General features: G+C 27.0%; 15 protein-coding genes. 14 read left to right on the top strand and 1 reads right to left on the bottom strand.

Annotation, left to right across the window (positions count from 1 at the left end):
- Positions 1–103 precede the first annotated feature (103 nt).
- Positions 104–6,505 (top strand): NPCBM/NEW2 domain-containing protein, encoded by a 6,402-nt coding sequence (locus H8923_RS10175; protein WP_153924465.1) that lies wholly within the window; start codon positions 104–106, stop codon positions 6,503–6,505.
- Between the two features lie 74 nt (positions 6,506–6,579).
- On the opposite strand, the gene H8923_RS10180 is transcribed toward H8923_RS10175, so the two are convergent.
- Positions 6,580–9,720, bottom strand: a complete 3,141-nt coding sequence (locus H8923_RS10180; protein ID WP_153924466.1) for a sensor histidine kinase — start codon at positions 9,718–9,720, stop codon at positions 6,580–6,582.
- An 829-nt stretch (positions 9,721–10,549) separates the two neighbouring features.
- Between H8923_RS10180 and H8923_RS10185 the strand changes: the two genes are divergently transcribed.
- The 13 genes from H8923_RS10185 (at position 10,550) to H8923_RS10245 (ending at position 22,619) form a co-directional block, all read left to right on the top strand.
- Entirely contained in the window at positions 10,550–11,212 is a 663-nt protein-coding gene (locus tag H8923_RS10185) for a response regulator transcription factor (RefSeq protein WP_153924469.1), read from the top strand.
- An 82-nt stretch (positions 11,213–11,294) separates the two neighbouring features.
- The gene (locus H8923_RS10190) at positions 11,295–12,218 is read left to right on the top strand and encodes an ATP-binding cassette domain-containing protein (RefSeq protein ID WP_153924472.1); all 924 of its coding nucleotides are present in this window, start codon (positions 11,295–11,297) and stop codon (positions 12,216–12,218) included.
- Positions 12,211–12,900 carry an ABC transporter permease subunit gene (locus tag H8923_RS10195; protein ID WP_153924475.1) on the top strand — a complete coding sequence of 230 codons (690 nt, stop codon included), beginning with the start codon at positions 12,211–12,213 and terminating at the stop codon, positions 12,898–12,900. Before H8923_RS10190 ends, H8923_RS10195 begins: the two co-directional genes overlap by 8 nt.
- A 16-nt stretch (positions 12,901–12,916) precedes the next feature.
- Positions 12,917–13,795 (top strand): sensor histidine kinase, encoded by an 879-nt coding sequence (locus H8923_RS10200; RefSeq protein ID WP_172976683.1) that lies wholly within the window; start codon positions 12,917–12,919, stop codon positions 13,793–13,795.
- Positions 13,796–14,029: 234 nt separating this feature from the next.
- Complete coding sequence (locus H8923_RS10205; protein ID WP_153924481.1) at positions 14,030–14,194, top strand: hypothetical protein; 165 nt, start codon at positions 14,030–14,032, stop codon at positions 14,192–14,194.
- A gap of 49 nt (positions 14,195–14,243) precedes the next feature.
- Complete coding sequence (locus tag H8923_RS10210; RefSeq protein WP_153924484.1) at positions 14,244–15,431, top strand: sensor domain-containing diguanylate cyclase; 1,188 nt, start codon at positions 14,244–14,246, stop codon at positions 15,429–15,431.
- A gap of 415 nt (positions 15,432–15,846) precedes the next feature.
- Positions 15,847–17,646: a sensor histidine kinase gene (locus tag H8923_RS10215; RefSeq protein ID WP_153924487.1), complete on the top strand. Its 1,800-nt coding sequence runs from the start codon at positions 15,847–15,849 to the stop codon at positions 17,644–17,646.
- Between the two features lie 47 nt (positions 17,647–17,693).
- Complete coding sequence (locus H8923_RS10220) at positions 17,694–18,419, top strand: LytR/AlgR family response regulator transcription factor (protein ID WP_153924490.1); 726 nt, start codon at positions 17,694–17,696, stop codon at positions 18,417–18,419.
- 591 nt (positions 18,420–19,010) lie between these two features.
- Complete coding sequence (locus tag H8923_RS10225; protein ID WP_153924493.1) at positions 19,011–19,478, top strand: hypothetical protein; 468 nt, start codon at positions 19,011–19,013, stop codon at positions 19,476–19,478.
- A gap of 9 nt (positions 19,479–19,487) precedes the next feature.
- Entirely contained in the window at positions 19,488–19,700 is a 213-nt protein-coding gene (locus tag H8923_RS10230; RefSeq protein ID WP_153924496.1) for a DUF2997 domain-containing protein, read from the top strand.
- Positions 19,690–20,388 (top strand): ComEA family DNA-binding protein, encoded by a 699-nt coding sequence (locus H8923_RS10235; RefSeq protein ID WP_153924499.1) that lies wholly within the window; start codon positions 19,690–19,692, stop codon positions 20,386–20,388. Before H8923_RS10230 ends, H8923_RS10235 begins: the two co-directional genes overlap by 11 nt.
- Positions 20,389–20,403: 15 nt before the next feature.
- Positions 20,404–22,026: an AAA family ATPase gene (locus tag H8923_RS10240; RefSeq protein ID WP_153924502.1), complete on the top strand. Its 1,623-nt coding sequence runs from the start codon at positions 20,404–20,406 to the stop codon at positions 22,024–22,026.
- Positions 22,026–22,619: a 4Fe-4S single cluster domain-containing protein gene (locus H8923_RS10245; RefSeq protein ID WP_153924507.1), complete on the top strand. Its 594-nt coding sequence runs from the start codon at positions 22,026–22,028 to the stop codon at positions 22,617–22,619. The genes H8923_RS10240 and H8923_RS10245 overlap by 1 nt, the downstream gene beginning before the upstream one ends.
- The last annotated feature ends 4 nt before the right edge of the window (positions 22,620–22,623 follow it).

A 22,623-nucleotide genomic window follows, 5' to 3' on the forward strand; every position in this document is an offset into this window, starting at 1 on the left:
TTAAAGTATATTTTAAGTTGCTCTTTTTGAGCAACTTTTTTTATTACAGTTTAAAATATGCAAAATTAATGTACTTCTGAGGGGAATTAATCAGGAGGGAGAAATGAAAAAGAAAATATCAGCGATAGTGGCTATGTCTATAATAGCTACGAATACTATGCCTGCAATGAATGTGTTTGCAGATGAGGTTGTAAGAAATAAAGCAACAAGCATAGAAAAAGAAGTAAGCAAAAATATGACGGTGGAGACTTTCAAAATAAAGAATTATGAAAACTTCGCTAGATATAATGAAGATTATAGGGTAAATGTAAAATCTATAACTAACAATGGTGGTAAGTATAATCAAAGTATTATCACTAACGCTATAGATGGCAGACTAGAAACTCACTGGGAAACAGGAAGAGAAAATAAAGAAGGCTTTAAAAATGAAGTAGAATTTGAATTTGAAAATGTTGAAAAAATAAACAGATTAGCTTATGCTACTAGACAAGATAGTGCAAGACCTAAAGGTTATCCTAAGGTAGCACAAATACTAGTAGCAGATTCTAATGAGGCAGAATATACGTTAGTAGGTGAAGTTGCAAGCACTAAAGTGACTGGAGATATGGTTGAATTTAAATTCGATACAGTAGAAGCTAAGAAAGTTAAGTTCATATTCTCTGATGCTCATAATGGTTGGGCAAGTGCCTCTGAGTTTTGGTTCTATAAAGAAGATAAAACTTTAGATAAAATGGAAACACTTTTTACAGACGATAACATGAATGAAGTTAACCCTGAGTTTGATAATTTAGAAGCTCTTAAAGCTTTAGAAAAAGAAGCTAAAGATCATCCGTTCTATACAAATTTCAAAGAAGATATAGATAATGCTATAACTATATTAGAAGGTGAAAAATTAGAAAGTACTTTAGCGAAAGTATCTAAATTAACTGCATATGGTACAGAATATCAAGATGCCTACAACGAAAAATTTATGATACCAACAAATAAGATAACAAAAGTAGAAGCTAATGGTGGAATATATCCAGGAACTAAATATGAATATATGTTTGATGGTGACCCTAATACACATTGGGAAACTAGCAAAAGCAACAGTGTAGATTTCACAAATGAAATAACCTTAACTTTAGATGAAGCACAAACTATAGATAGATTAGCTTATAAAGCTAGAAGTTCAAACAATAAAGGATTCCCTACTATGTTTGAAATACATGTTTCAGAAACATCTAAAGGAGAAACATTCCAAACAATAGCAACTGGAGAAGCTGAGGTAACAAGTGATATGGTTGAATTTAAGTTCACTCCTACCAAAGCTAAGAGAGTTAAATTAGTATTTAATGAGTGTAACACTGGCAGAGCTTTTGCTTCAGAAATGAGATTATACAAGCAAGATGAATTAAGTGAAAAATACGCTACATTATTTACAAATGATAAGAAAAATGAAGTAAGTAGTGAGTTTAATTCTATAGATAAATTAGAGAAGTTTTCTAAAGAATTAGAACAACATCCTTTATATAATTTATATAAAGAAGGTATAAATGACGCTAGATTAATACTTGAAAATAAGAAAGCTACATATGTGGATGCAAGAGTATCTAAATTTAAAGCATTTGGTTCACCAGAGTTAGTAGAGTATGATAAAGCTTATAAAATAGATAATAAGCATATAGTAAACATAACTACTAATGGAAGTCACTATTCTAATGAAGTAATAGCAAGAGCAATAGATGGTGACGTTACAACTGCTTGGCATTCAAATAAAACAAACAGCGAAAACCACACTAACGAAGTTATAATGACGTTAGATAAATTAGAAACTATAGATAAGGTAGTATATACTTCGCCTAGAGCCAGAGGGTTCGCAGAAGAATTTGACATATATGTATCAAAAACTCTAGAAGGTGATACTTTCGAAAAGGTTACAAGTGGTAGAGCAAGCAGAACAAATGATTCAGTTTCTATAAAGTTTAATCCAACAGAAGCTAGAAGAGTTAAATTTGTATATACTAAAGCTTATGAAAATTTTGCACTAGCTTATGAGTTTGGTTTATATAAACAAGATTCAACTATAGATAAAATGGATAACTTATTCACTGATGAAAATATGAATACTGTAAGTGAAGAATTTGCTAATATGGAAGCTTTAAATAAATTAGAAGATGAAGTTAAAGAACATCCATTTTATTCTGACTTTAAAGAAGATATAGAAAATGCTAAGGCTTTGGTTGAACAAGGGCAAGTTGAAGCAACTGTAAGTAAAACTAAAAAGTTTAACCATTATAACAACCAAGAATACATGGAGCAATATGCTATAAATAGAGATAATATAAAGAAAATATCTAACAACGCTGGACAATGGTCTACTATGAAAATAGATAATGCAATAGATGGCAAGTTAGATACATATTGGGAGACTAATACATCTAATACAGAAAGTTTCAAAAATGAAGTTACTGTAGAGTTCATAAATCCGGTAACTATAGATAGATTAGCTTATGGAGCTAGAGAATCTGATAGAAAAGGTTTCTTACAAGAATTTGAAATTTATGTGTCTGCTACAACTAAAGGAGATAACTTTAAATTAGTATCTACTGCAAAAGCAGATAAAACTACTGGTTTAGTTGAGGCGAAGTTTCAGCCAACTAAGTTCCAAAGATTAAAAATAAAAGTAACTAAAGGCGATCAAAACTGGGCCACTTTAAATGAGTTAGTATTCTTAAAACAAGACTCTATAGCAAATCAAGTGGAAAGTATGTTTACTAATGATTTAATGAATGAATTAACAGATGATTACAACACAATACAAGAAATAGAAGCTTTAGAGCAAGAAGTTAAGAAACACCCTCTTGAAAGAGAATTAATGGAATATATAGAAAGAGCCAAGTATATAATTAGCAATCCTGAACAAGCGAATAATTATATATACGAATTAGAATCTAGAGGAGACTCTATAAAAGAATCTCAAAAGAGACAAATGTGGAATTTCCAGGATTGGCAACCGACAGGGTTAGCAGTTAAGTCAGGACAACAAATAACTGTTTACGTAGATGCAGAACCAGGAACACCATTACCTCGATTAGTGTACAAGCAAATGGACTCTCAACATAACGGAAACCACAACATAGCTTTAACTAATGGGAAGAACGTAATAACAATACCTGAAACTAATCCTGACCAATTAAGACCTGGAACTTCTCAATCAGGTGTATTATATACAACAAATCCTTATACTCCTGAGGAGCAAATAAGAGAACCTAAGGTAAAAATAGAAGGTGCATTTGAGTATCCATGTTTCGTGTTAGGTGAAGACACAGACGAAGAGATATTTAAAGACTTAGAAGAATATACAGAAAAACTAAAGAAGGATAAGCAACTTCCTGATGTATTTGAGATATTTAGTGAAAAGAACTTAATAAATGTTAGGGCTACTTATGCGCTAGATTGGTACAGTAAGAATGACATAACACCAAGTGAAAATGCAAAGAAAATTGATGCTATTTTAAAAGAATCTATGGATTTCTGGGGATTTGATAACTCTAGTGAAGTAAACTCAGATTATAACTATAGATATGTAACTATGTTAAAATGGTTAGATAATGGTGGATTCATGAATGCTGGAAATGGTATAACAGGTTATAACCAAGCTGAACAAGGTTTAGTATTAAATTACCAAACAGGTTGGGGATTAATGCACGAGCTTGGACATAACATGGATACAAATAGTATGAGTATAGTTGAAGTTACAAACAACATGTTACCGTTACACTTTGAAATGATAGAAGGTAAGGAAAGTAGGTTTATACAACAAAATCAATATCAAAAGAATATATTCCCTAAAGTAACTAAGGAAGATTATTCTCAAAATAAGTGGTATCCTGATAATGATTATAGTAACTTACAACATATAGCACCATTATGGCAATTACAGCTATATGATCAAACATTTTGGCCTAGATTACAACAAGAGTTTAGAGAGAATAAGTTAGGTGGAGGAGATTGGGATAACAAGCATGAAGCATGGGCCATCGCAGCATCTAATGTACTTAAAATGGATTTAACAGAACACTTTGCTAGACATGGATTTAGGGTGGCAGAAGAGACTGAAAAACATATGAAACAATACCCTGAGCCAACTCAAAAGTTATGGTATTTAAATGATAACAAATACTTAAAAGATGGTGAAGCTTTCAATGATAATTTAAACGTAACAGTAACTCCTAAGATAAATAAAGATAATGTAACTTTAACTATGGATATAGATAAAGAAAATGATAACAGTCTTTTAGGATATGAAATATACAGAGATGGAAAATTAATAGGTTTTACAGATAGGGGAACTTACATAGACAAAGAGGTTGATTTAGAAGATAACCATATTTATGAAGTAGTGCCTTTCAGTAACGATTTAAATACTGCTAAGAAGATAAGTGTAAACTCTTGGCAACCTATTATAGAAACTACTGGAGGAGTAACAGTAAAATTAAATGAAGAGTTTAATCCTTTAGATTACGTTAAAGCTACTGATTATGAAGGTAATGTTATAGAAAACATAGAAGTAGAACATAACGTTGATAATACTAAACAAGGTAAATATATGGTAACTTATAAAGTTAAAGACAACAATGATTTATTTGCAGACAAAACTTTAAAAGTTGAAGTAGTAAGTGATTACACATTCTTATCAGACCTTGAGTGGACAGATGCTACTAGTGGATATCAAAATGCTAGACGTAACGAAAGCATAAAAGGTAGACATTTAGGTGAGCCTAAGACATTTAATAAAGGTTTAGCTACACACGCAAATGGAGTTATAACGTATAACTTAGGAGATCACGATTATGATTATCTAGAAATGAGAGTCGGTGTAGACATGAGTATACCTGAACAAAATAATTCAAGTATAGCTTTCAAAGTAACTGGAGATGGTCAAACTTTAGCAACTACATCTGTAATGAAACATGCAGATAATTTAAAATATATTAAAGTTCCTGTAAGAGGTGTAGATGAAATTAAAATAGAAGTTAATAACGGTGGTAACGGAATTACATCTGACCATGGTATAATAGTTGAACCTAAGTTAGCTACTAACAACGGTAAACCAACATTAAAAATAGATAAATCTATATCAGTAAAAGTTGGTGAAGAATTGGAATCAGTAATCGGTAAGGTTGAAGCTTACGACGCAGAAGATGGAGATTTAACTAAAGATATTAATATAAGCGGACAAGATAAAGTTAATACTAACAGAGTTGGAACATATCCAATAACTTATACAGTTACGGATAAGAGTGGAAACACGACTACTGCTACAAGAAATATAAAAGTAGTTAACATGGAAGATTTCACTTACTTAAGTGATTATAACTGGAAGTCTCAATCTAATAACTATACACAAGCTAAAAAGGATGTAGCTATAAATGGTGGAAAGTTAACACTTACAGGTGAAAATAATGAACCTATTAAGTATGAAAAAGGTTTTGGAATGCATTCAACAAGTACAGTTATATATGACTTAACTGATAAAAATGCAGATATATTCAGTACTTATATTGGTGTAGATAGAGCAATGTACAATAGTGTAGGTCAAGTACAGTTTGAAATATATGTTGATGGTGAGTTAGCTTACGATAGTGGAATAATGAGAGCTAAAGATAAGCAAAAATATATAGAAATAAATTTAGCAGATGCTAAAGAATTAAAATTAGTCGTTAAAGATGGTGGTAACGGAAATGGTTCTGATCATGCAACTTTTGGTGATACTAAATTGCACTTTGTAAATGAATCAAGAATAGACAAAACTGAATTAAATAATTTAGTGAATGATGCCAAAAAATTAAATGAAAATGACTATACAGAAGAATCTTTTAATGCAATGCAAATAGTTTTAGCTAAAGCAGAGCAAGTTTTAGAAGATAACAATGCTAGTCAAGATACTATAGATAATGTAACTGTAGAATTACAAGAATCATTTAAATCATTAATGGAAATAAACTTAGATAAAGTTGTAAAAATACCAGACAAGTATTTAGCTAAATCTTTATCTAATGTTTTAGGGAAGTCTGAAGGATTTACTGTTGGTGATATGAGAAGTTTAACTGAATTAAATTTAAGTGGAGTTACTAACTTAGAAGGATTACAATATGCTAAGAATTTAGTAAGTATAGAATCAGAATACAATGAGGTTAATGATCTTAGACCATTAGCTAAGTTAAAGAATTTAGAGAAAGTTAATTTTAAAAATCAATTTGTACAAGTTGGAGAACTAAGTGTAGTTGATGGAACTGTTAAAGTTAACACAGAAGCTTACAACAGAGCAGGAAAGAATGTAGCTACAAAAGTTGTATTAGTAGATAAAGCTGGTAATGTGTTAAATGAAGAAGTTGTGAATGGTAATAAAGAAGTTAGTTTAGATGTTTCTAGTTTAGAAGCAGGAATTTATGGAGTTCATGTCGCGTTTGAAGACGATGAGTTAAGTGGTATATTAATTAACTTAGTTAGAATTAAATAAATTTTTATATAAGGGGGCTGTAAAAATACTGAGCCCCCTCTTTTTTATAGTGAATCTTTTTAGTATAAGAGGTTTTATTGAGTTTTATTTGCATTTTTAGGTAATGTTATTGTAAAGGTTGATCCTTCCCCTAATTCACTTGTAACAGTAATATCTCCGCCATGAAGCTCAATTAATCCTTTTGTAATAGCAAGTCCTAGACCACTGCCTTTTGAAAACTCTCTTTTTGAATTTACAACTTGACTAAAACGATCAAATATACTAGTTATTTTTTCTGGTGGTATTCCACTACCATTATCAATTATTTCTATAGTTAATATATTATGAGAATCAATTATATTAACAAGTATTTGACCGCAAGAATCTGTAAACTTTATAGCATTACCAACAATATTTATAATACACCTTTCAATAGCATCTTGATCAAACTTCATAATGCAATCTTCCGTATTTGTGTCGACAATAAGGTCTATTTCTTTTTCTTCGGCTAAGCTTTTTAATGATAAAGCAGCCTCTTCAATCACATAAATAATATCTTTTTCTTCTATAAGTAGACTATAAATACCTTCATTCATTTTAGTAGAATCGATTAAGTCATTAATAATATTTAGAAGTCTTTTTAGATTATTATCATTTATCTTCATATATCTTGATAGCTCTTTTGAAGAAATATTACCTGATTTATTAAGATTAACTATTAGTTGTTGAGTTGCTCCTATAACATTTAATGGAGTTCTAAGTTCATGTGACATATTGATTAAGTAATTATTTTTACGCTTTTCTAATTCAATATTTTTCTGAAGAAGTTCATTTTTTTCTTCCATTTCTTTTGCTAATTGTTTATTTTTTAGTGTAATAGCATTTTTTAAATGTGCTATTTTTAAAGAAATATATATCAGTATTATAAAAAATAGTGAAAAATATATAAACTTGGAAAATTTACCTCTCCAAAATGGAGGATTTACATAAAAAGAAATACTTTCAATTTCACTTTTATTTCCATTAAAGTTTTTAGCTACAAAATCTATAGTGTATTTTTTATCAGCTAAATTTGAGAGTGTAACTTCATTATTACTCATTAATTTCCATTTATTATTATTTATACGATAATAAAAGTATACGTTTTCCATATTGTTATAAATATTAGTAAATAAATTTATGGTGATAAAATTTTCTTTATAGTTCATGGAAATATTATTTAAGTCATTTACATCTTCTCCATTTACAGAGACTGAATTGAAGTGTATCTTAGGTGAAGATATATTATTCTCTATAAGAACAGGATTTAAAATGTATAGACCATCAATAGATCCAAAAATATATTCTCCGTTTTTAGTTTCAAAAAATGAGTTTGACGAAAACTCTACATTACTTAAATATTTTCTTACATTTATTAATTGATCATTTTTAAACTCTAAGCAGTTTATTCCCAAATTTGTACTTATCCATATTTTATCATTCAGAGGAATAATACTATAGATAGTATTATTAGAAAGTTCATCTTCAATAGAATATGATTTGAACTCTCCAGTTAACCTATTATACTTATTTAGAGCACTCTCAGTACCAAACCATAAATTCCCTCTAGAATCTTCAGCTATTGATAAAATAGTATTATCAGAAATACTATTTTCAAACTCATTATATTTGAAGATATTTAAAGAATTATTCTCAGGATTAAATTGTATCAATCCTTCTTTACTTGCCCCTCCAAGCCAATAAATACCTTGTGAATCTTTAAAAATAGCTCCACCTAGGCTAATAGTTATATTATTTTCAGTAAGCAATTCATTAATACTTTTTATGCTAAAGTCATTCAAATTAATAATATCAAAACCACCTATACTCCCTACCCATAGGTAATCTCCATCCAGGTATAATGTATGACAAAATTTGTTATCCAATAAATTTTGTATTTCTAAAGTTTCTCTATTAATAATATTTAATCCAACTGAGGATGTAGCAAAAATATATTTTTCATTACCTTTTATATCCCAGATAATATCTGAATTTAATTTGTTATCAGTTTTAGTATTTAGTTGTGTAATAGTATTGTTTTTTCTATCCCATATGCTAATTCCACTTTCATAAACTCCAAGCCATAGTCTTTCATCAGAATCTTCATATGTACCAAATACAATATTATTTTTTATATTTTTGTCTTTAATAAAACTATTATAATAACTTATTCCTAAATCATAATCAACTGTACTTATTCCAGAAAATGTCCCTATCCATAAAAGTCCGCTAGAATCTTTCATAATAAAAGAAGTTCTATTATCAATTAATGAGTAATCATCATATAAATTATTTGTAAAATGTTTTTGTGATCCGTTTTTTTCATATACGTATAATCCGTTAGTTGAAGCAACATAAATTCCTGTCTCATCACTATAAATAGATTGAACAGTATAAGAATGATCACTATTATCATTAGTATGTAATTTATACTCCTGATCTATTTCTCCAGTTTTAATATTATATATATACACACCATCAGATATAGTTCCTAAGCATATAGTATCTTCATATAGTGATAAGGTTGTAAAAGTAGTATTTTCTATTAAGGAATTAATAATTTTATTATTAATAATGCTATATTCGCCATTTTCAATATTATATTTAAAAAAATAACTTTGTGATACCATATAAATTTCATTATCACTATAAAATTCTATAGATAATATTTTTGAAGATGAAGGTTTAAAATCTTGTTGAATTAAAGATATAAAATTATTATTAGTATAATCATAGAGATTTAATCCATTTGATGTAGCAATTATAATATTACCTTTATTATTAACTTTGATATCCATAATCTTATTTGATGATAATGAACTATTAGTTACAGTATAGTTAGTTATTTCATCAGTTTTCAAATTAATCTTACTTAAACCATCATGTGTTCCTACCCATAAATTATTATTTAAATCTTCAGTTAAGCATGTAATTTGGTTATCAATAATATTTCGTTTTTTACTAAAACCTTTATTATAAATCTCAAATTCAAATCCGTTATATCTATTTAGTCCATTTTTAGTACCAATCCAAATATAATCTGAACTATCTTGATATATAGAAGTTATTGAAGCTTGTGATAATCCATTTGATGTTGTCAGATTATAAAATATAAGTTCAGATGCATTAGCTAGTGTTGGTATACTGATAGATATTAAAAGTAGTGTTATAAATGTTATTATTTTATATTTATTCATAAATATACAAATACCCCTTTAAATTTTCTAAATCAAATATGATTTTACATTTTTTGTTTTAGCATGTCAATTAATTCCAATTAGTACTAAAATAAGGAGTTTATAATATTTATAAACATGTATAAACTCTTCAAATTAGGATATTTTAATAAAATATTTATAACAAAAATTAAACTACAATTTAGTTTTGTAGAGAAGTGGTTTCAGTATGATAGGAATTCAAGATTAATAAAAAAATCTTATAACAATATACGTAAAAATAGGTCTAGAACTAGACCATAGTGATAAAGGTAAGGTTTATCAAAGTATGAAATACTGGGTAGCTGAATTTATTTGTATTATTATCTTGATTAAGAAAATCACAATGGAAATCACTAGCTGATTTAATAAATCTTATACTTATTGGGATACAACATATTGATGAAAATGATGAAAGAAAAGGTGAGTAAATCCTAAAAAGGTATTATTTTTATACTCAATAGCCTTAGTAGGGCAACCACAAATACAAGCCATACCTTTTAGTTGAAATTCTTTATATTCACATAACTTTTGAATATAGTTTATGGATTTTGCTGTATCTCCTCCACAAGTCATTATAAAGTAAACTTTGTCTTTTTTATAAAATCCATAACCACTATTTTATTAGTAAAGAATTTGATTACCATTAAATCTTAAGAGTTATTGTATGACTAAGATGTAAAAGCATCCATATAGTGTATATACGTTTACAAAATAATTAATTGAATATGATATAATAGCTTTGTATTATACTAAAATGATAATATTAATAAATTTATAAAAAATACTTATCTTGTATAGGGGAGAGTACATGAAGAATCAAATTTTAATTATAGAGGATGATAATGAAATATCTAATATGATTGCAGATTATCTTATTAAAAATGGATATGAAACTCACATAGCTAAAGATGGAATAACAGGCATTAAGTATGTAATAGAAAAGAAGCCTGACTTAATTATATTAGATGTCATGTTACCATATAAAAGTGGTGATGAGGTTTTAAGAGAAGTGAGGGAATTTTCAGATATTCCAATAATAGTAGTGTCGGCAAAAGAAAGTATACAGTTTAAAGTTGATTTATTTAGAATAGGAGTTGATGATTATATAGTCAAACCATTTGATTTATCAGAACTTCTAGCCAGAATCGAAACAAATTTAAGACGTTATTCAAAACTTATAAGCAAGCAAACACTTTATAAACATAAAAATATAACACTAAACTATGACTTAAAAGAAATTTTTGTTGATGATAAGCTTGTAAAGATTACATCTAAGGAGTTTGAAATTTTATATTTATTTATAAAGCATCCAAACAAAGTATTTTCTAAGAAAAATATATACGAAACAGTGTGGAAAGACTCATATGCATATGATGATGACACGATAAATACTCATATAAGTAATATAAGAAGGAAGATTGATAGTGAGCTAATCGAAACTGTTTGGGGAATGGGATATAAGTTAAAGTGATTATTTTAGAACTTCTTTAGAATTTAGTTTAGAAATTCTTATATTTTAAAATATATCATATAAGGCAGAGGAGATGATAAATATGTCAGAGATAATTTGTCAAACAGTACACTTATCAAAAAAATATAAAGATAATATAGTACTTAATAACGTAAATATCAATATCAAAAGAGGTGATATTTATGGCCTTATAGGGGAGAATGGAGCAGGTAAGACTACATTAATAAAAATAATTGCTCAATTAACAAATCAAACAGAAGGAAATGTAAAGCTATTTGGAACAGCTGATAAAAATAAATTATGTAAATTACAAAAAAAAATTGGATATACAATTGAAAATCCAGCACTTTACATGGACATGACAGCAAGACAAAATCTAGAAGTGATACGTATGCAAAAAGGAGTACCAGGGACATACGATATTAATAGGGTATTAAAGTTTGTAAACCTAGATATTAATGATAAAAAGAAGGTAAAAAACTTTTCTCTAGGGATGAAACAAAGATTAGCATTAGCTATGGCATTGTTAGATGAACCAGAATTATTAATTTTAGATGAACCTTTAAATGGACTAGATCCTACAGGGATCTTAGAATTAAGGCAATTGTTGATAAGATTAAACTTAGAAAAAGGTATTACTATAGTTTTATCCAGTCATATCCTTAGTGAACTATATAAGTTATCAACATGTTATGGAATTATGCACAAAGGAAAGTTAATAGAGGAGATATCGTCCAAGGAATTAGATGAAAGATGTAAAAAACATATATATCTAAATGTTTCAGATAGCAAAATTGCATCTACTATTTTAGAGACAAAACTAGGGATAAATGATTTTATTGTTTGTAACAACAATATTATAAAAATATATAGCAACCTTGATAAATGTTCAAAAATTACTTCAACTTTAATATTAAATAAAGTATCAGTAGAAGAGATTAGTATTAAAGGAGATAGCTTAGAGTCATATTTTACAAAAACAATTGGAGGTGTGGCTAATGTATAATATTTTAAAAGCAGAAATGTATAAATTAAAATATAGTAAAGAACTTATGATATGTTTGATAGGACTATTGATATTAGCTATTATAAATACTTACTACGGTTCAGGAGAAGGTGGTGCTAGAGCTGCATTAATACATCCAAGTAGGGAGACATTTGGTATAATAGCGTGTAGTTTGTTTGCAGTTACATATGTAGGAAAAGATTTAGTATCAAAAACTATTAATCACACATTAACATCAGGGCATACGAGAAATAAAGTTTTTTTAAGTAAGTATTTGTGTTATTTGATTGGTTGTGTGATTATTTTACTTGCAAACTATGTATTTACAGGAAGTACGTATGGTTTACTTTACGGATGGGGGCAAGTATTCAATAGTAGTGAGTTATATTTTCTAATTGTATATATGGTAGTTGGTATATTCTTCAATATATGTATTTCTTCAATTTCATTTTTTATTTGTATACTTGTAAAAAATTCAAGTGTATCAATTGCCCTGTGTGGAGGAATTATAGGACTGATATTATCGCTAACTCAGTTACCTTGGGACACTATTACTTATTATGTCGCAAATAAAGACTATTCTTTAGGGATTATTCCACTTATATTTGCAATAAGCTTTGTATTAGGTACGGGTATTTTATATTTAATTTGCAATTATTATTTTAATAAACAAGATATTTAATATGAAAGGATGGATTATGATAACAATTTTATTAATTATAGGATTTACATATATCGTAATCCGTTTAATATCTATAAAAAAACAACTAAGAAAAATTAAGATTCAACTTAATCAGAAGGAACGGATAAATATAGTATTAAATGATAAAGATGTAGAAGAAATAGCTGAATCTATTAATATTATTTTTCAAGAACAAAAACAACTAGAGACAAATATAAAAAACCGAGAAGAAAAGTTAAAACAATCTATTTCAAATATTTCGCATGATTTAAGAACACCACTTACAGCTGTTAGAGGATATATTACACTTCTTGAAAATTGCACTGAAGAAGAAAGAGATCTATATATTGGTATTATTTCTAAAAAATCAGAAGAACTAAATAATTTACTAAATAATTTTTATGAACTTTCTATTGTTGATAATGATAGTTATCAGATAGATATAAGAGCTGTTGATATAACAGAAATAATTATGGAGACTATTATTTCTAATTATGCCTTGATTAAACATAAAGAAATAGAAATTGATAATAGGCTTTCTTCTAAATCGATAGAAGTAAAAGGTGAAGAGGTAGTTTGTTCAAGGATTATTCAAAACTTATTATCTAATGCAATAAAGTACTCAACAGGCTATATATCTATTGAACTTAAAGAACATAATGATCATGTTATTTTTAATATTAGAAATAGTGTTTCTGATTTAACTCAAGGTGAGTTAAAGTATCTATTTGATAGATTTTATACTGTAGATAAATCTAGAAACCGAAGTGGAAGTGGCTTAGGTCTATTTATTGTGAAGGTATTACTTGATAAGATTGATGGAGAAGTTTATGAAGTTAGTTTAAATGATAACGTATTAAGTATAAGTATTTTATTTAGATATTTATCAAAATAATTATAGTGTAAGTAAATAATAAATAATACACAAAAACAAACTATAAAAACATAAAAAATTGTATTCAGATTTAATTTGGATACGATTTTTTATGTTTTTATGTCGTTTACCTATAAAATTATGTTGTTTACGAATAATGTATATTTTTATCGAAAATATACATTATTATTAAAATAAGTGGAATGCAATCAAAAATATTTACAAAAGTAAATATTTTATGAAGGAGAGATAGTAATGATTAAAATAAAAGATAGCGATTTAATTATTATGAAGAGGATATTAGGGGAGTTATATCTGGAAAATGGAAATACTGAAGAAGTAATTTTATTAAGTCAAGCTATTGATAAAATAATACTATCTAAGCAAAAAACAATATTTAATGAAATTGAATCTTGTTAGTATTTATCCAATTGTATAAATCAAGGGTTAATTATAAAGGAGTATATAAATGGATATCGACATAATGATTAAAATTTTAGATAATCAAGAAAATGGTATAATTATACTTAACAAATATAAAAAAGTATTGCATGCAAATAAGGCGGCTAAAGATTTTTTAGGAAACGATTTAAATCAATTATTAGGAGATTATTTAAATTGTGAACGTACTGTTATAGAAAAGGTTAATTGTCAGAATATAACTAGATGCAAAAGCTGTATTATTAATAGGACTATTGATCGTGTGATTAAAACGAAAGATACAGAGGTAATAAATAATGTTGAGGTAAAAAAGAATCAAATTGACATAAATTTATCTATGAAAATATCTTTATGTGAAGAACAGTATATAGTAATTGAGTTGTTTAATTTAAATATAAAAAATCTTCAAATGAACTTTCTATCAAGACTAGCTGATAAGTCAAAGGATATTATGTTTTTTAAAGATGAAAAATTAAGATATTTATACATAAATAAAACATTTGAAGATTTTCTTAATAAAGAAAAAGAATATATAATAGGCAAAAAAGATATTGATTTAGTAAATGAAAACTTACTAGATCCAAATTTATATGAACAATGTTTTATTGGAGATAAGGAAGCTTTAGAAAAAGGATATTATTATGGAATAGAGGTTATGGCAGAAAGAAAGTTTAGAGTATCAAAAGAGAATATTGATGGTGGCATTTTATGCATAGCTAGAGATATTACTGATGAAATAGAGGCTATAAAAAAATCAGAAATAGATAATTTAACTGGTATATATAATAGAAACAAGTTTAAAGATATTATAAATGAAATATACTTAAACAAAGAAAGTGAATATTATATGGCGCTGATAGACTTAGATGATTTGAGAAACTTAAATAATAAATACGGTCATGTTATGGGTGATAAGTATTTAAATATACTAGGGAGGATACTTAAATCTCAAAATAATAGTGTATTCTTTAGAATCGGTGGAGATGAATTTGCAGGTCTTATAAATTATAATCAAGTTTGCCCGGAGGAAGTATTTAAAAAGATATTTAAAGAAATAAATAAGTTAAGTCTAGACCCTAAATTATCTGTAAGTGTAGGTATTAATAAATTTGATATAACAAAAGATTATGAAAAAAATTATGAAATAACAGATAAAGTACTTTATGAAGCTAAAAAAAATGGGAAAAATAAATTTATCATTAGTTATGGTAAATAGATGAAATTTTTAATAAATATTCATATGGAGGAATTCTATCTAAGCTAGAAGAGCTAAGTAATTCTAAAACAGGAGATTATGGTGTATCGATATATTTAGGGTTAGCACTTATATCAGCAATAGATTTATATATAAATCCAAATAAATAGCACATAATTGTAAAATTAAATACATCGAAATAAAGTCTATAAAGTGTAAACAATACTACTTTTATAGACTTTATTTTATTTCTTTGATAATTAAATAAATATTATAATATTATTTAAAATAAAATTAATTTACGTGCTTAAACTGATTAAAAATATAATAAATTTATAGTTATTTGAAAAAAAATGTATAATGATTTATAATAATTTAACTACTAAGATTATTTGAATAAATGTATAAAGAAAAAATTTAATATTAGGAGATATAAATGGTCAATACAAGCAAATCATATAAAATTATATATGTTGTTTTATTTATTTTATTAGGAATTTTTGTTTATCAGTCTTCTTCATTTAAAGAAGATATATATGATTTTAGTGAAACTTATAATTTTTCTAACGCATGGAAAATGTCAATAGAAGGAAGTAATATACAAGAAATTATTAACTTGCCATATTCCACATTTAAAAATAAAAAAGAGAATATTATATCGATAGAGAATACTTTACCTAAAAAAGATATACGTTCTCCACATATAAGAGTTGGATCTTCTCAGCAGTCATTTAAAATATATATAGATGATAAACTTATATACAGTTTTGATTCTATGAGATCTGTAAACCATGGTAAAACTGGAGGAGCTATATGGAAAATAGTTGAGATACCTAAAGATAGTTTAGGTAAAACTATAAGGATTGATTTTAAATCATCATATCTGAGGACCTCAGGTTATTTATCAAAAATTAAACTTGGAACAAAAGATCAATTAGTAGCAGAACTTTTTTCAGAGACTATCGTGGATCAAATAGTATCAATATCACTATTAATATTAGCTATATTTGTAATGTATATAGATATTAAAGTAAAAAGTGGAGGGATAAAGTCTAACCATGTATACCTAATGTTAATAATACTATGTATATCAATTTGGATATCAGCGGAATCACAATTTTATGTATTTATATATAATAATTATATATTAAATTATTATATACAGTTTATAGTATTATTCTCATTTCCAATATTTTTGTATAAATATTTATTGCTGGAGTATGATTTAAAACCTAGGAATTTAATTCTTACATTATACAAATTACATATATATTTAATAACATTATTAATGATAGGCCAGTTACTAGGGGGAATTACATTCTATGAGGGACAATGGTTATTTTTAGTTATATTCTTTACAACATTTCTTATATCTATAATATCTATAGCATACCAATCCAAGTATAATTTAAGGTTAAGAAAGTTATTAGAGATACTGATTATAATTTTTATATGCTTAACACTTGATTATTTTTTTTATAATATAAAAGGAAATCTTGTAAAAGTTAGCTTTATAAATATAGGTACTATAATAATTGAAATATTAATAACTATAGAGATGTATAAAGTATTTTCAAAGCTTAATGAAGAGAAAAATAGAGGTCGTTATTTAGAATGGCAATTAAATTATCAATTGAGACATTATTCTTTTATAGAGGAAAAAAATATGATGTTGAAGAGATATAGACATGATATGACTAATCACTGGATGTTGGTTAATAGACTGATAAAAAGTGATAAATTCGATTTAGCGGAAGAGTATTCTGGTAAGATGGCAGAGAAGCTTATAGGAGAAGAAAATTTAATATTAGATACAGGTAATCCAATACTAGATGCAATACTGACTGAAAAAATACAAAAATCAAAGAGTTTAAATATAGACTTCTTAAATGAAATAATTATTTCAAAGGGCATAAAAATAGACCCTATTGATTGCTGTATAATATTCGTAAATATACTAGATAATGCAATAGAAGCCTGTGCTAAATTAGATAATAAACGATATATTAAAATCAACTTGAGCTCAAAAGAGAATATGCTTATATGTAAAATAAAGAATTCTATAAACCCCAAAAATTTAATAAATAAAGATTATAAAACTACAAAACAAGATAAAGATAAACATGGATTTGGGATAGCAAATGTAAAAAAATCTATAGAAAAATATAATGGATATATAGATATTAATCATAATTTAGATTATTTCGAAATTATGTTTGTTTTATATGATGTATAGATTTAAATCTAATTATTTATATAATCAAATATTAAAGAGGAGACATAATGTTAAAAGTTATTATATGCGATGATAATGAAGTATTTTTAAAATATATTAGCAAAAAAATTCATGAAATAGCAATGAACAATAATTTAAATGTAAATATAAAAACATACTTAAGTGGTAAAAGTATGTTATTTGATTTAGAAGATCATATACATAGTGTTGATATTTTATTTATAGATGTGTTAATGGACGATATGACAGGTATAGATGTATCAAAGAAAATGAGAGAATATGGATCAAATGCTCAAATTATATTTATAACATCTGTTAAATCTCATGTTTTTGAAGCTTTAGATGTTATGCCTCCACATTATTTAATAAAAAGTGAAATTGATGATAGGGTAATAGAAAGTATTTTAATGAAGGCTGTAACTTTATCTAATAAGTATAAAAAAAGTATGTTTTTATATAAAGTAGGTCATAGTAAAAAAACTATAAAGTGTGAAGATATTGTATTTTTTGAAATAAATAATAGAGTAGTTACAATGCATTGTTCAGATAAAACTGAAGAGGTATTTTATTCTACTATGGATAATTTAGAGAATGGTTTAGATAAAAGTGAATTTATTCGTATACATAGGTCATATATAGTTAATATAACAAAAGTAGCATCCATTAATAGTAAGAATGTAATATGTAGAGATGGAACAATTTTACCTGTTGGTAGAAAATATACAGGTAAATTAAAAAATCAGTATTCTAAGTTTATATTAGAAAATATCTAATAAAAATTTATATCTTACATATAGTCAGTGGGGATGGACTATTGACACATTGTGATTAAGAATAACACTTAATCATATATATGATAGATATGAAAAGCTATTATTTAAAGATATAGTTGATGAAAATGAATATGTAGAAGATTTAGATTAAAGTGTTGAGATGCCTATCATGCTAGGTTAGTATGATAGGCATTCTTTTGTCATATAGGTGCCATATAGAAACTATGGTGCCATATTTTTTAGATTGGATAATAAAAAATTATGGCATAATGGCACTAAAATGTAAAATATGGCATCAAAAAAATAGCTAGCGTCATATAGTAGGAATAAGTAATTGCAATGGATACATAGAATTATGGCATTAAAATTATAATACTATAAAAAATAGTAAAATTTAATTATATATAATATATAGCAAAATAGATGTAATGTGTCATAAAGGTCAATTATTAATAACTTTATTAATATAAAATAAAAAGTAATATTTACCATGAATATTGAGACTACTAAATATAAGTAAAAATAAAGAAAAAATTAAGAAATATGTTAAAATAAATACAGAACATGTCAACAAAATGAGGGAGGAACAAAATGAGTGTATCACTAGTACTAGTACCACTAGCTATAGCAATAGGTGGAGCACTATCAGATTTACCAGAGAACGAAATAATAAAATATGAAGATGTAAATAATATTGTACAAAATAATAGATGCTATCAAGTAGAAACACCTATAAAAAGAATGGATTTATTAGTAAGATGTATATCAGAATTAGGATATGATCTACAGAAAATAAATGATAAATATATAATGAAATATACTGATGGTGATATAGAATTTATCAGAAATAGTAATAGTCAAATAGATATATTATTCAGCTCAGGTTATTCGCAAGATCAAGTTCAAAATATATCATCAGATATATACAACCAATATACATCAGTACTTCAAGCTGAGATATATAATACATTAAAACAAAAAGCAGAGGAAAGAGGTTACACACTAGAAAATGAGGTTATTGAAGATGATAACTCTATAGTGCTTAACTTCATAGTATAGGAGGGTCGTATGAGTAAAAATTTAATAGTAAAAATATGTCCAGATGGCAAGATAAAAGCAAAAGTTGAAGGATTTAAAGGAAATGAGTGTTGCCAATATATAAGCATACTTGAAGAATTGCTTGAAGCTGAGACTATTGACTCTGAGTATACAGATGAATTTTATAATAATACTACTATTCATGAAATTGCTGTGCAAGAGGTGAAGAATAATGACTACTAATAATATGAAGGTAAATAAGCTAGCTTTAACTTGGTGGATTTATATTACCCTTATTCCAGGCTATGCTTTTGCAGCTTTTACATATGCAGGATTTTCATCAAAGGATAGAAAGCTTGTATACTGTGCCTTGATGTATTATGCATCAAATGTATTTTCATTCTTGAACCAAAACATAGTGATAATAGCATGGTTGGTAGGAATTATTCATGCATTTTCAATAAAAAATAAGTACATTGCTAGAAGATTAGAGTTAAAATCTAAAAAAATGAATATGTCGAGTAGTTTAGAGACTAATAAGAAAACTAATGAAGATAAGAAAGAAATAGTAAAAATAAAAATAGAAGAAGAATCAAAAGAAGAAACTACAACAAAAATAATGCAACAAGATAATGTAGTTGAAGAAAATAAAATAGTAAAGTTGGACTTAGGTAAAGAAAGCAATGGTTTAGTAGATATAAATTATTGTACGGAAGAGGAATTAGAAAAAATACCATTTATAAATTCAATCGTGGCCAAAAAAGCAATAAAGCAACGTGAAGCGATAGGAAGTTTTAGTTCAGTGGAGGAATTTGGGATAAGTATTGGATTAAAGCCACATATAATAGAAAAAATTCGTCCTTTAGTGGTAGTAAGAGAAATAAGTATGAAAGAAAATAAGACAGAAAAAGGTAGAGTAATAGATTTATAGAAAGGGAAATAATTTATGAATTTTAAAAAAGATTTAGGCAATATGCTTAGAGCTAGATTTCCATATATATATATTTCATCATGGGAAGAAGATAGAGTATTAGATACTATAAGTCTAGTAGCACAAGATGAAAATTTAATAAAAACTAAAAGAAATGTATTATCATGGACACTTACAAATGGAATAATCAAAGATGGAAGCCAGGTATTAAAAGATACTAAAAACCCTATGAAGGCATTAGAATTTATAGAGAAATATGAAGAAGCATCAATATTTGTACTAAAGGATTTTCATGTATTTTTAGGAGATGGTAATAGGCCATGTGATTTAGAAATAGTAAGAAAGCTTAGAGATTTAGTATACTCATTAAAGCAATCAATAAAGCCAAAAAACATTATATTCATATCACCTAGATTAGTTTTACCAAATGATTTACAAAAAGATGTAACAGTAATGGAATTTGAACTTCCAAGTGCAAAAGAACTAGAAAAACTATTAATAGACATGATAGAGGTAAATAAGACAAGCGGAAGATTAACAGTAGACCTTTTACCAGAGGAAAGAGAAATGTTAGCAAGAGCATCTTTGGGACTTACATATCAAGAAGCTGAGAATGCTTTTGCAAGGGCTATGGTTACTAATAGTAGTATAGATAAAAGAGATATTGAATTAGTATTAGAAGAAAAAAGACAGATAATACGAAAATCAGAAATACTAGAGTTTATAAAGCATGATTTAGATATGGATGATGTAGGAGGGTTAGAGAACTTAAAAAGATGGATAATAAAAAGAAATAATTCTTGGATGCAATCTGCATCTACATATTGTTTACCAAATCCTAAAGGAGTACTTATTACAGGGGTACCAGGTTGTGGAAAAAGTTTAATAGCAAAAGCAATAAGTGCTATATGGAAGCTACCATTATTAAGATTAGATATGGGAAAAATCTATAGTGGACTAGTTGGAAGTAGTGAAGAAAATATGCGTAAAGCTATAAAAACAGCTGAAGCAGTATCACCATCTATATTATGGATAGATGAAATAGAAAAGGGATTTGGAGATAATAATAATGGAGATAGCGGTACCTCAACACGTATCCTAGGTACTTTTTTAACATGGATGCAAGAAAAAAACAAACCTGTATTTGTAGTAGCAACTGCAAATAATATACATAAGCTACCATCAGAGTTGCTTAGAAAAGGGCGTTTTGATGAAATATTCTTTGTAGATTTACCTACAAAAAGAGAAAGAATAGAGATATTTAAACTACATCTAAATAAAAGATTAAAAGATGAAAAAGTAAAATCATCAATACATGTAGATGATGAATTATTAAATAACTTAGCTCAGTTAACAGAAGGATTTGTAGGTGCAGAAATAGAGCATATTGTAGTTAGTGGATTATTTGAAGCTTTTTATGAAAGTAGAGGATTAACTTGTGATGATTTAGAAAAAGCAATACATAGTACAGTACCACTATCGGTTACACAAGCAGAACAAATAATAGGCATACGTACTTGGGCATCTACAAGAGCTGTAGCAGCAACACCAAGAAGTGATAGAAAAGAATACAATAATTTCACAGAAGAAAGTTCGGATATAATTGCATCTAGAGGTGGAAGGGCTATTGATTTCTAATGAAAATAAGGATATTTAGATTTTTACAAGAAACATATGCAGAAGGACCGGGAAAACGAGCATGTATATGGGTGCAAGGATGCTTAATGAAATGTAGTGGATGTGCATCTAGTCATTCATGGGATTTAAATGGGGGATATGAAGTAGATGTAGATGAATTGATTAACAAAATACTAAATACAGAAGGATTAGAAGGTGTTACATTTTTAGGTGGAGAGCCATTTTTACAATCAAATGAACTATCATCCATAGCTAAAAAAGTACAAGAATCAGGTCTATCTGTTATTACATTTACAGGATATCGATACGAAGATTTAGTATTAAAAAACAATGAACATATTAATAAACTTTTAAAATATACAGATTTATTAATAGATGGACCCTATAAAAAAGAATTACATGATATAAGTAGACCATGGGTAGGTTCTTCAAATCAAAGGTATATGTATTTGAGTGATAAATACAAACACCTAGAAAATAATCTAGATAAATATAAGAACAGACTTGAAATAAAAATAAAATCTGATGGTCAAATAATTATAAATGGAATGGCTAACTTTGAAGATTTAATAGATATTATTCATAATATGTAAGGAG

Source organism: Romboutsia faecis (genome assembly GCF_014323405.1).
GTDB classification, from domain to species: domain Bacteria; phylum Bacillota; class Clostridia; order Peptostreptococcales; family Peptostreptococcaceae; genus Romboutsia_E; species Romboutsia_E faecis.

What these genes read in the sequence shown, in the direction of transcription:
- H8923_RS10175 (WP_153924465.1), top strand. Translation starts at nt 104, where the DNA reads ATGAAAAAGAAAATATCAGCGATAGTGGCTATGTCTATAATAGCTACG.
- H8923_RS10180 (WP_153924466.1), bottom strand. Translation starts at nt 9,720, where the DNA reads ATGAATAAATATAAAATAATAACATTTATAACACTACTTTTAATATCT.
- H8923_RS10185 (WP_153924469.1), top strand. Translation starts at nt 10,550, where the DNA reads ATGAAGAATCAAATTTTAATTATAGAGGATGATAATGAAATATCTAAT.
- H8923_RS10190 (WP_153924472.1), top strand. Translation starts at nt 11,295, where the DNA reads ATGTCAGAGATAATTTGTCAAACAGTACACTTATCAAAAAAATATAAA.
- H8923_RS10195 (WP_153924475.1), top strand. Translation starts at nt 12,211, where the DNA reads ATGTATAATATTTTAAAAGCAGAAATGTATAAATTAAAATATAGTAAA.
- H8923_RS10200 (WP_172976683.1), top strand. Translation starts at nt 12,917, where the DNA reads ATGATAACAATTTTATTAATTATAGGATTTACATATATCGTAATCCGT.
- H8923_RS10205 (WP_153924481.1), top strand. Translation starts at nt 14,030, where the DNA reads ATGATTAAAATAAAAGATAGCGATTTAATTATTATGAAGAGGATATTA.
- H8923_RS10210 (WP_153924484.1), top strand. Translation starts at nt 14,244, where the DNA reads ATGGATATCGACATAATGATTAAAATTTTAGATAATCAAGAAAATGGT.
- H8923_RS10215 (WP_153924487.1), top strand. Translation starts at nt 15,847, where the DNA reads ATGGTCAATACAAGCAAATCATATAAAATTATATATGTTGTTTTATTT.
- H8923_RS10220 (WP_153924490.1), top strand. Translation starts at nt 17,694, where the DNA reads ATGTTAAAAGTTATTATATGCGATGATAATGAAGTATTTTTAAAATAT.
- H8923_RS10225 (WP_153924493.1), top strand. Translation starts at nt 19,011, where the DNA reads ATGAGTGTATCACTAGTACTAGTACCACTAGCTATAGCAATAGGTGGA.
- H8923_RS10230 (WP_153924496.1), top strand. Translation starts at nt 19,488, where the DNA reads ATGAGTAAAAATTTAATAGTAAAAATATGTCCAGATGGCAAGATAAAA.
- H8923_RS10235 (WP_153924499.1), top strand. Translation starts at nt 19,690, where the DNA reads ATGACTACTAATAATATGAAGGTAAATAAGCTAGCTTTAACTTGGTGG.
- H8923_RS10240 (WP_153924502.1), top strand. Translation starts at nt 20,404, where the DNA reads ATGAATTTTAAAAAAGATTTAGGCAATATGCTTAGAGCTAGATTTCCA.
- H8923_RS10245 (WP_153924507.1), top strand. Translation starts at nt 22,026, where the DNA reads ATGAAAATAAGGATATTTAGATTTTTACAAGAAACATATGCAGAAGGA.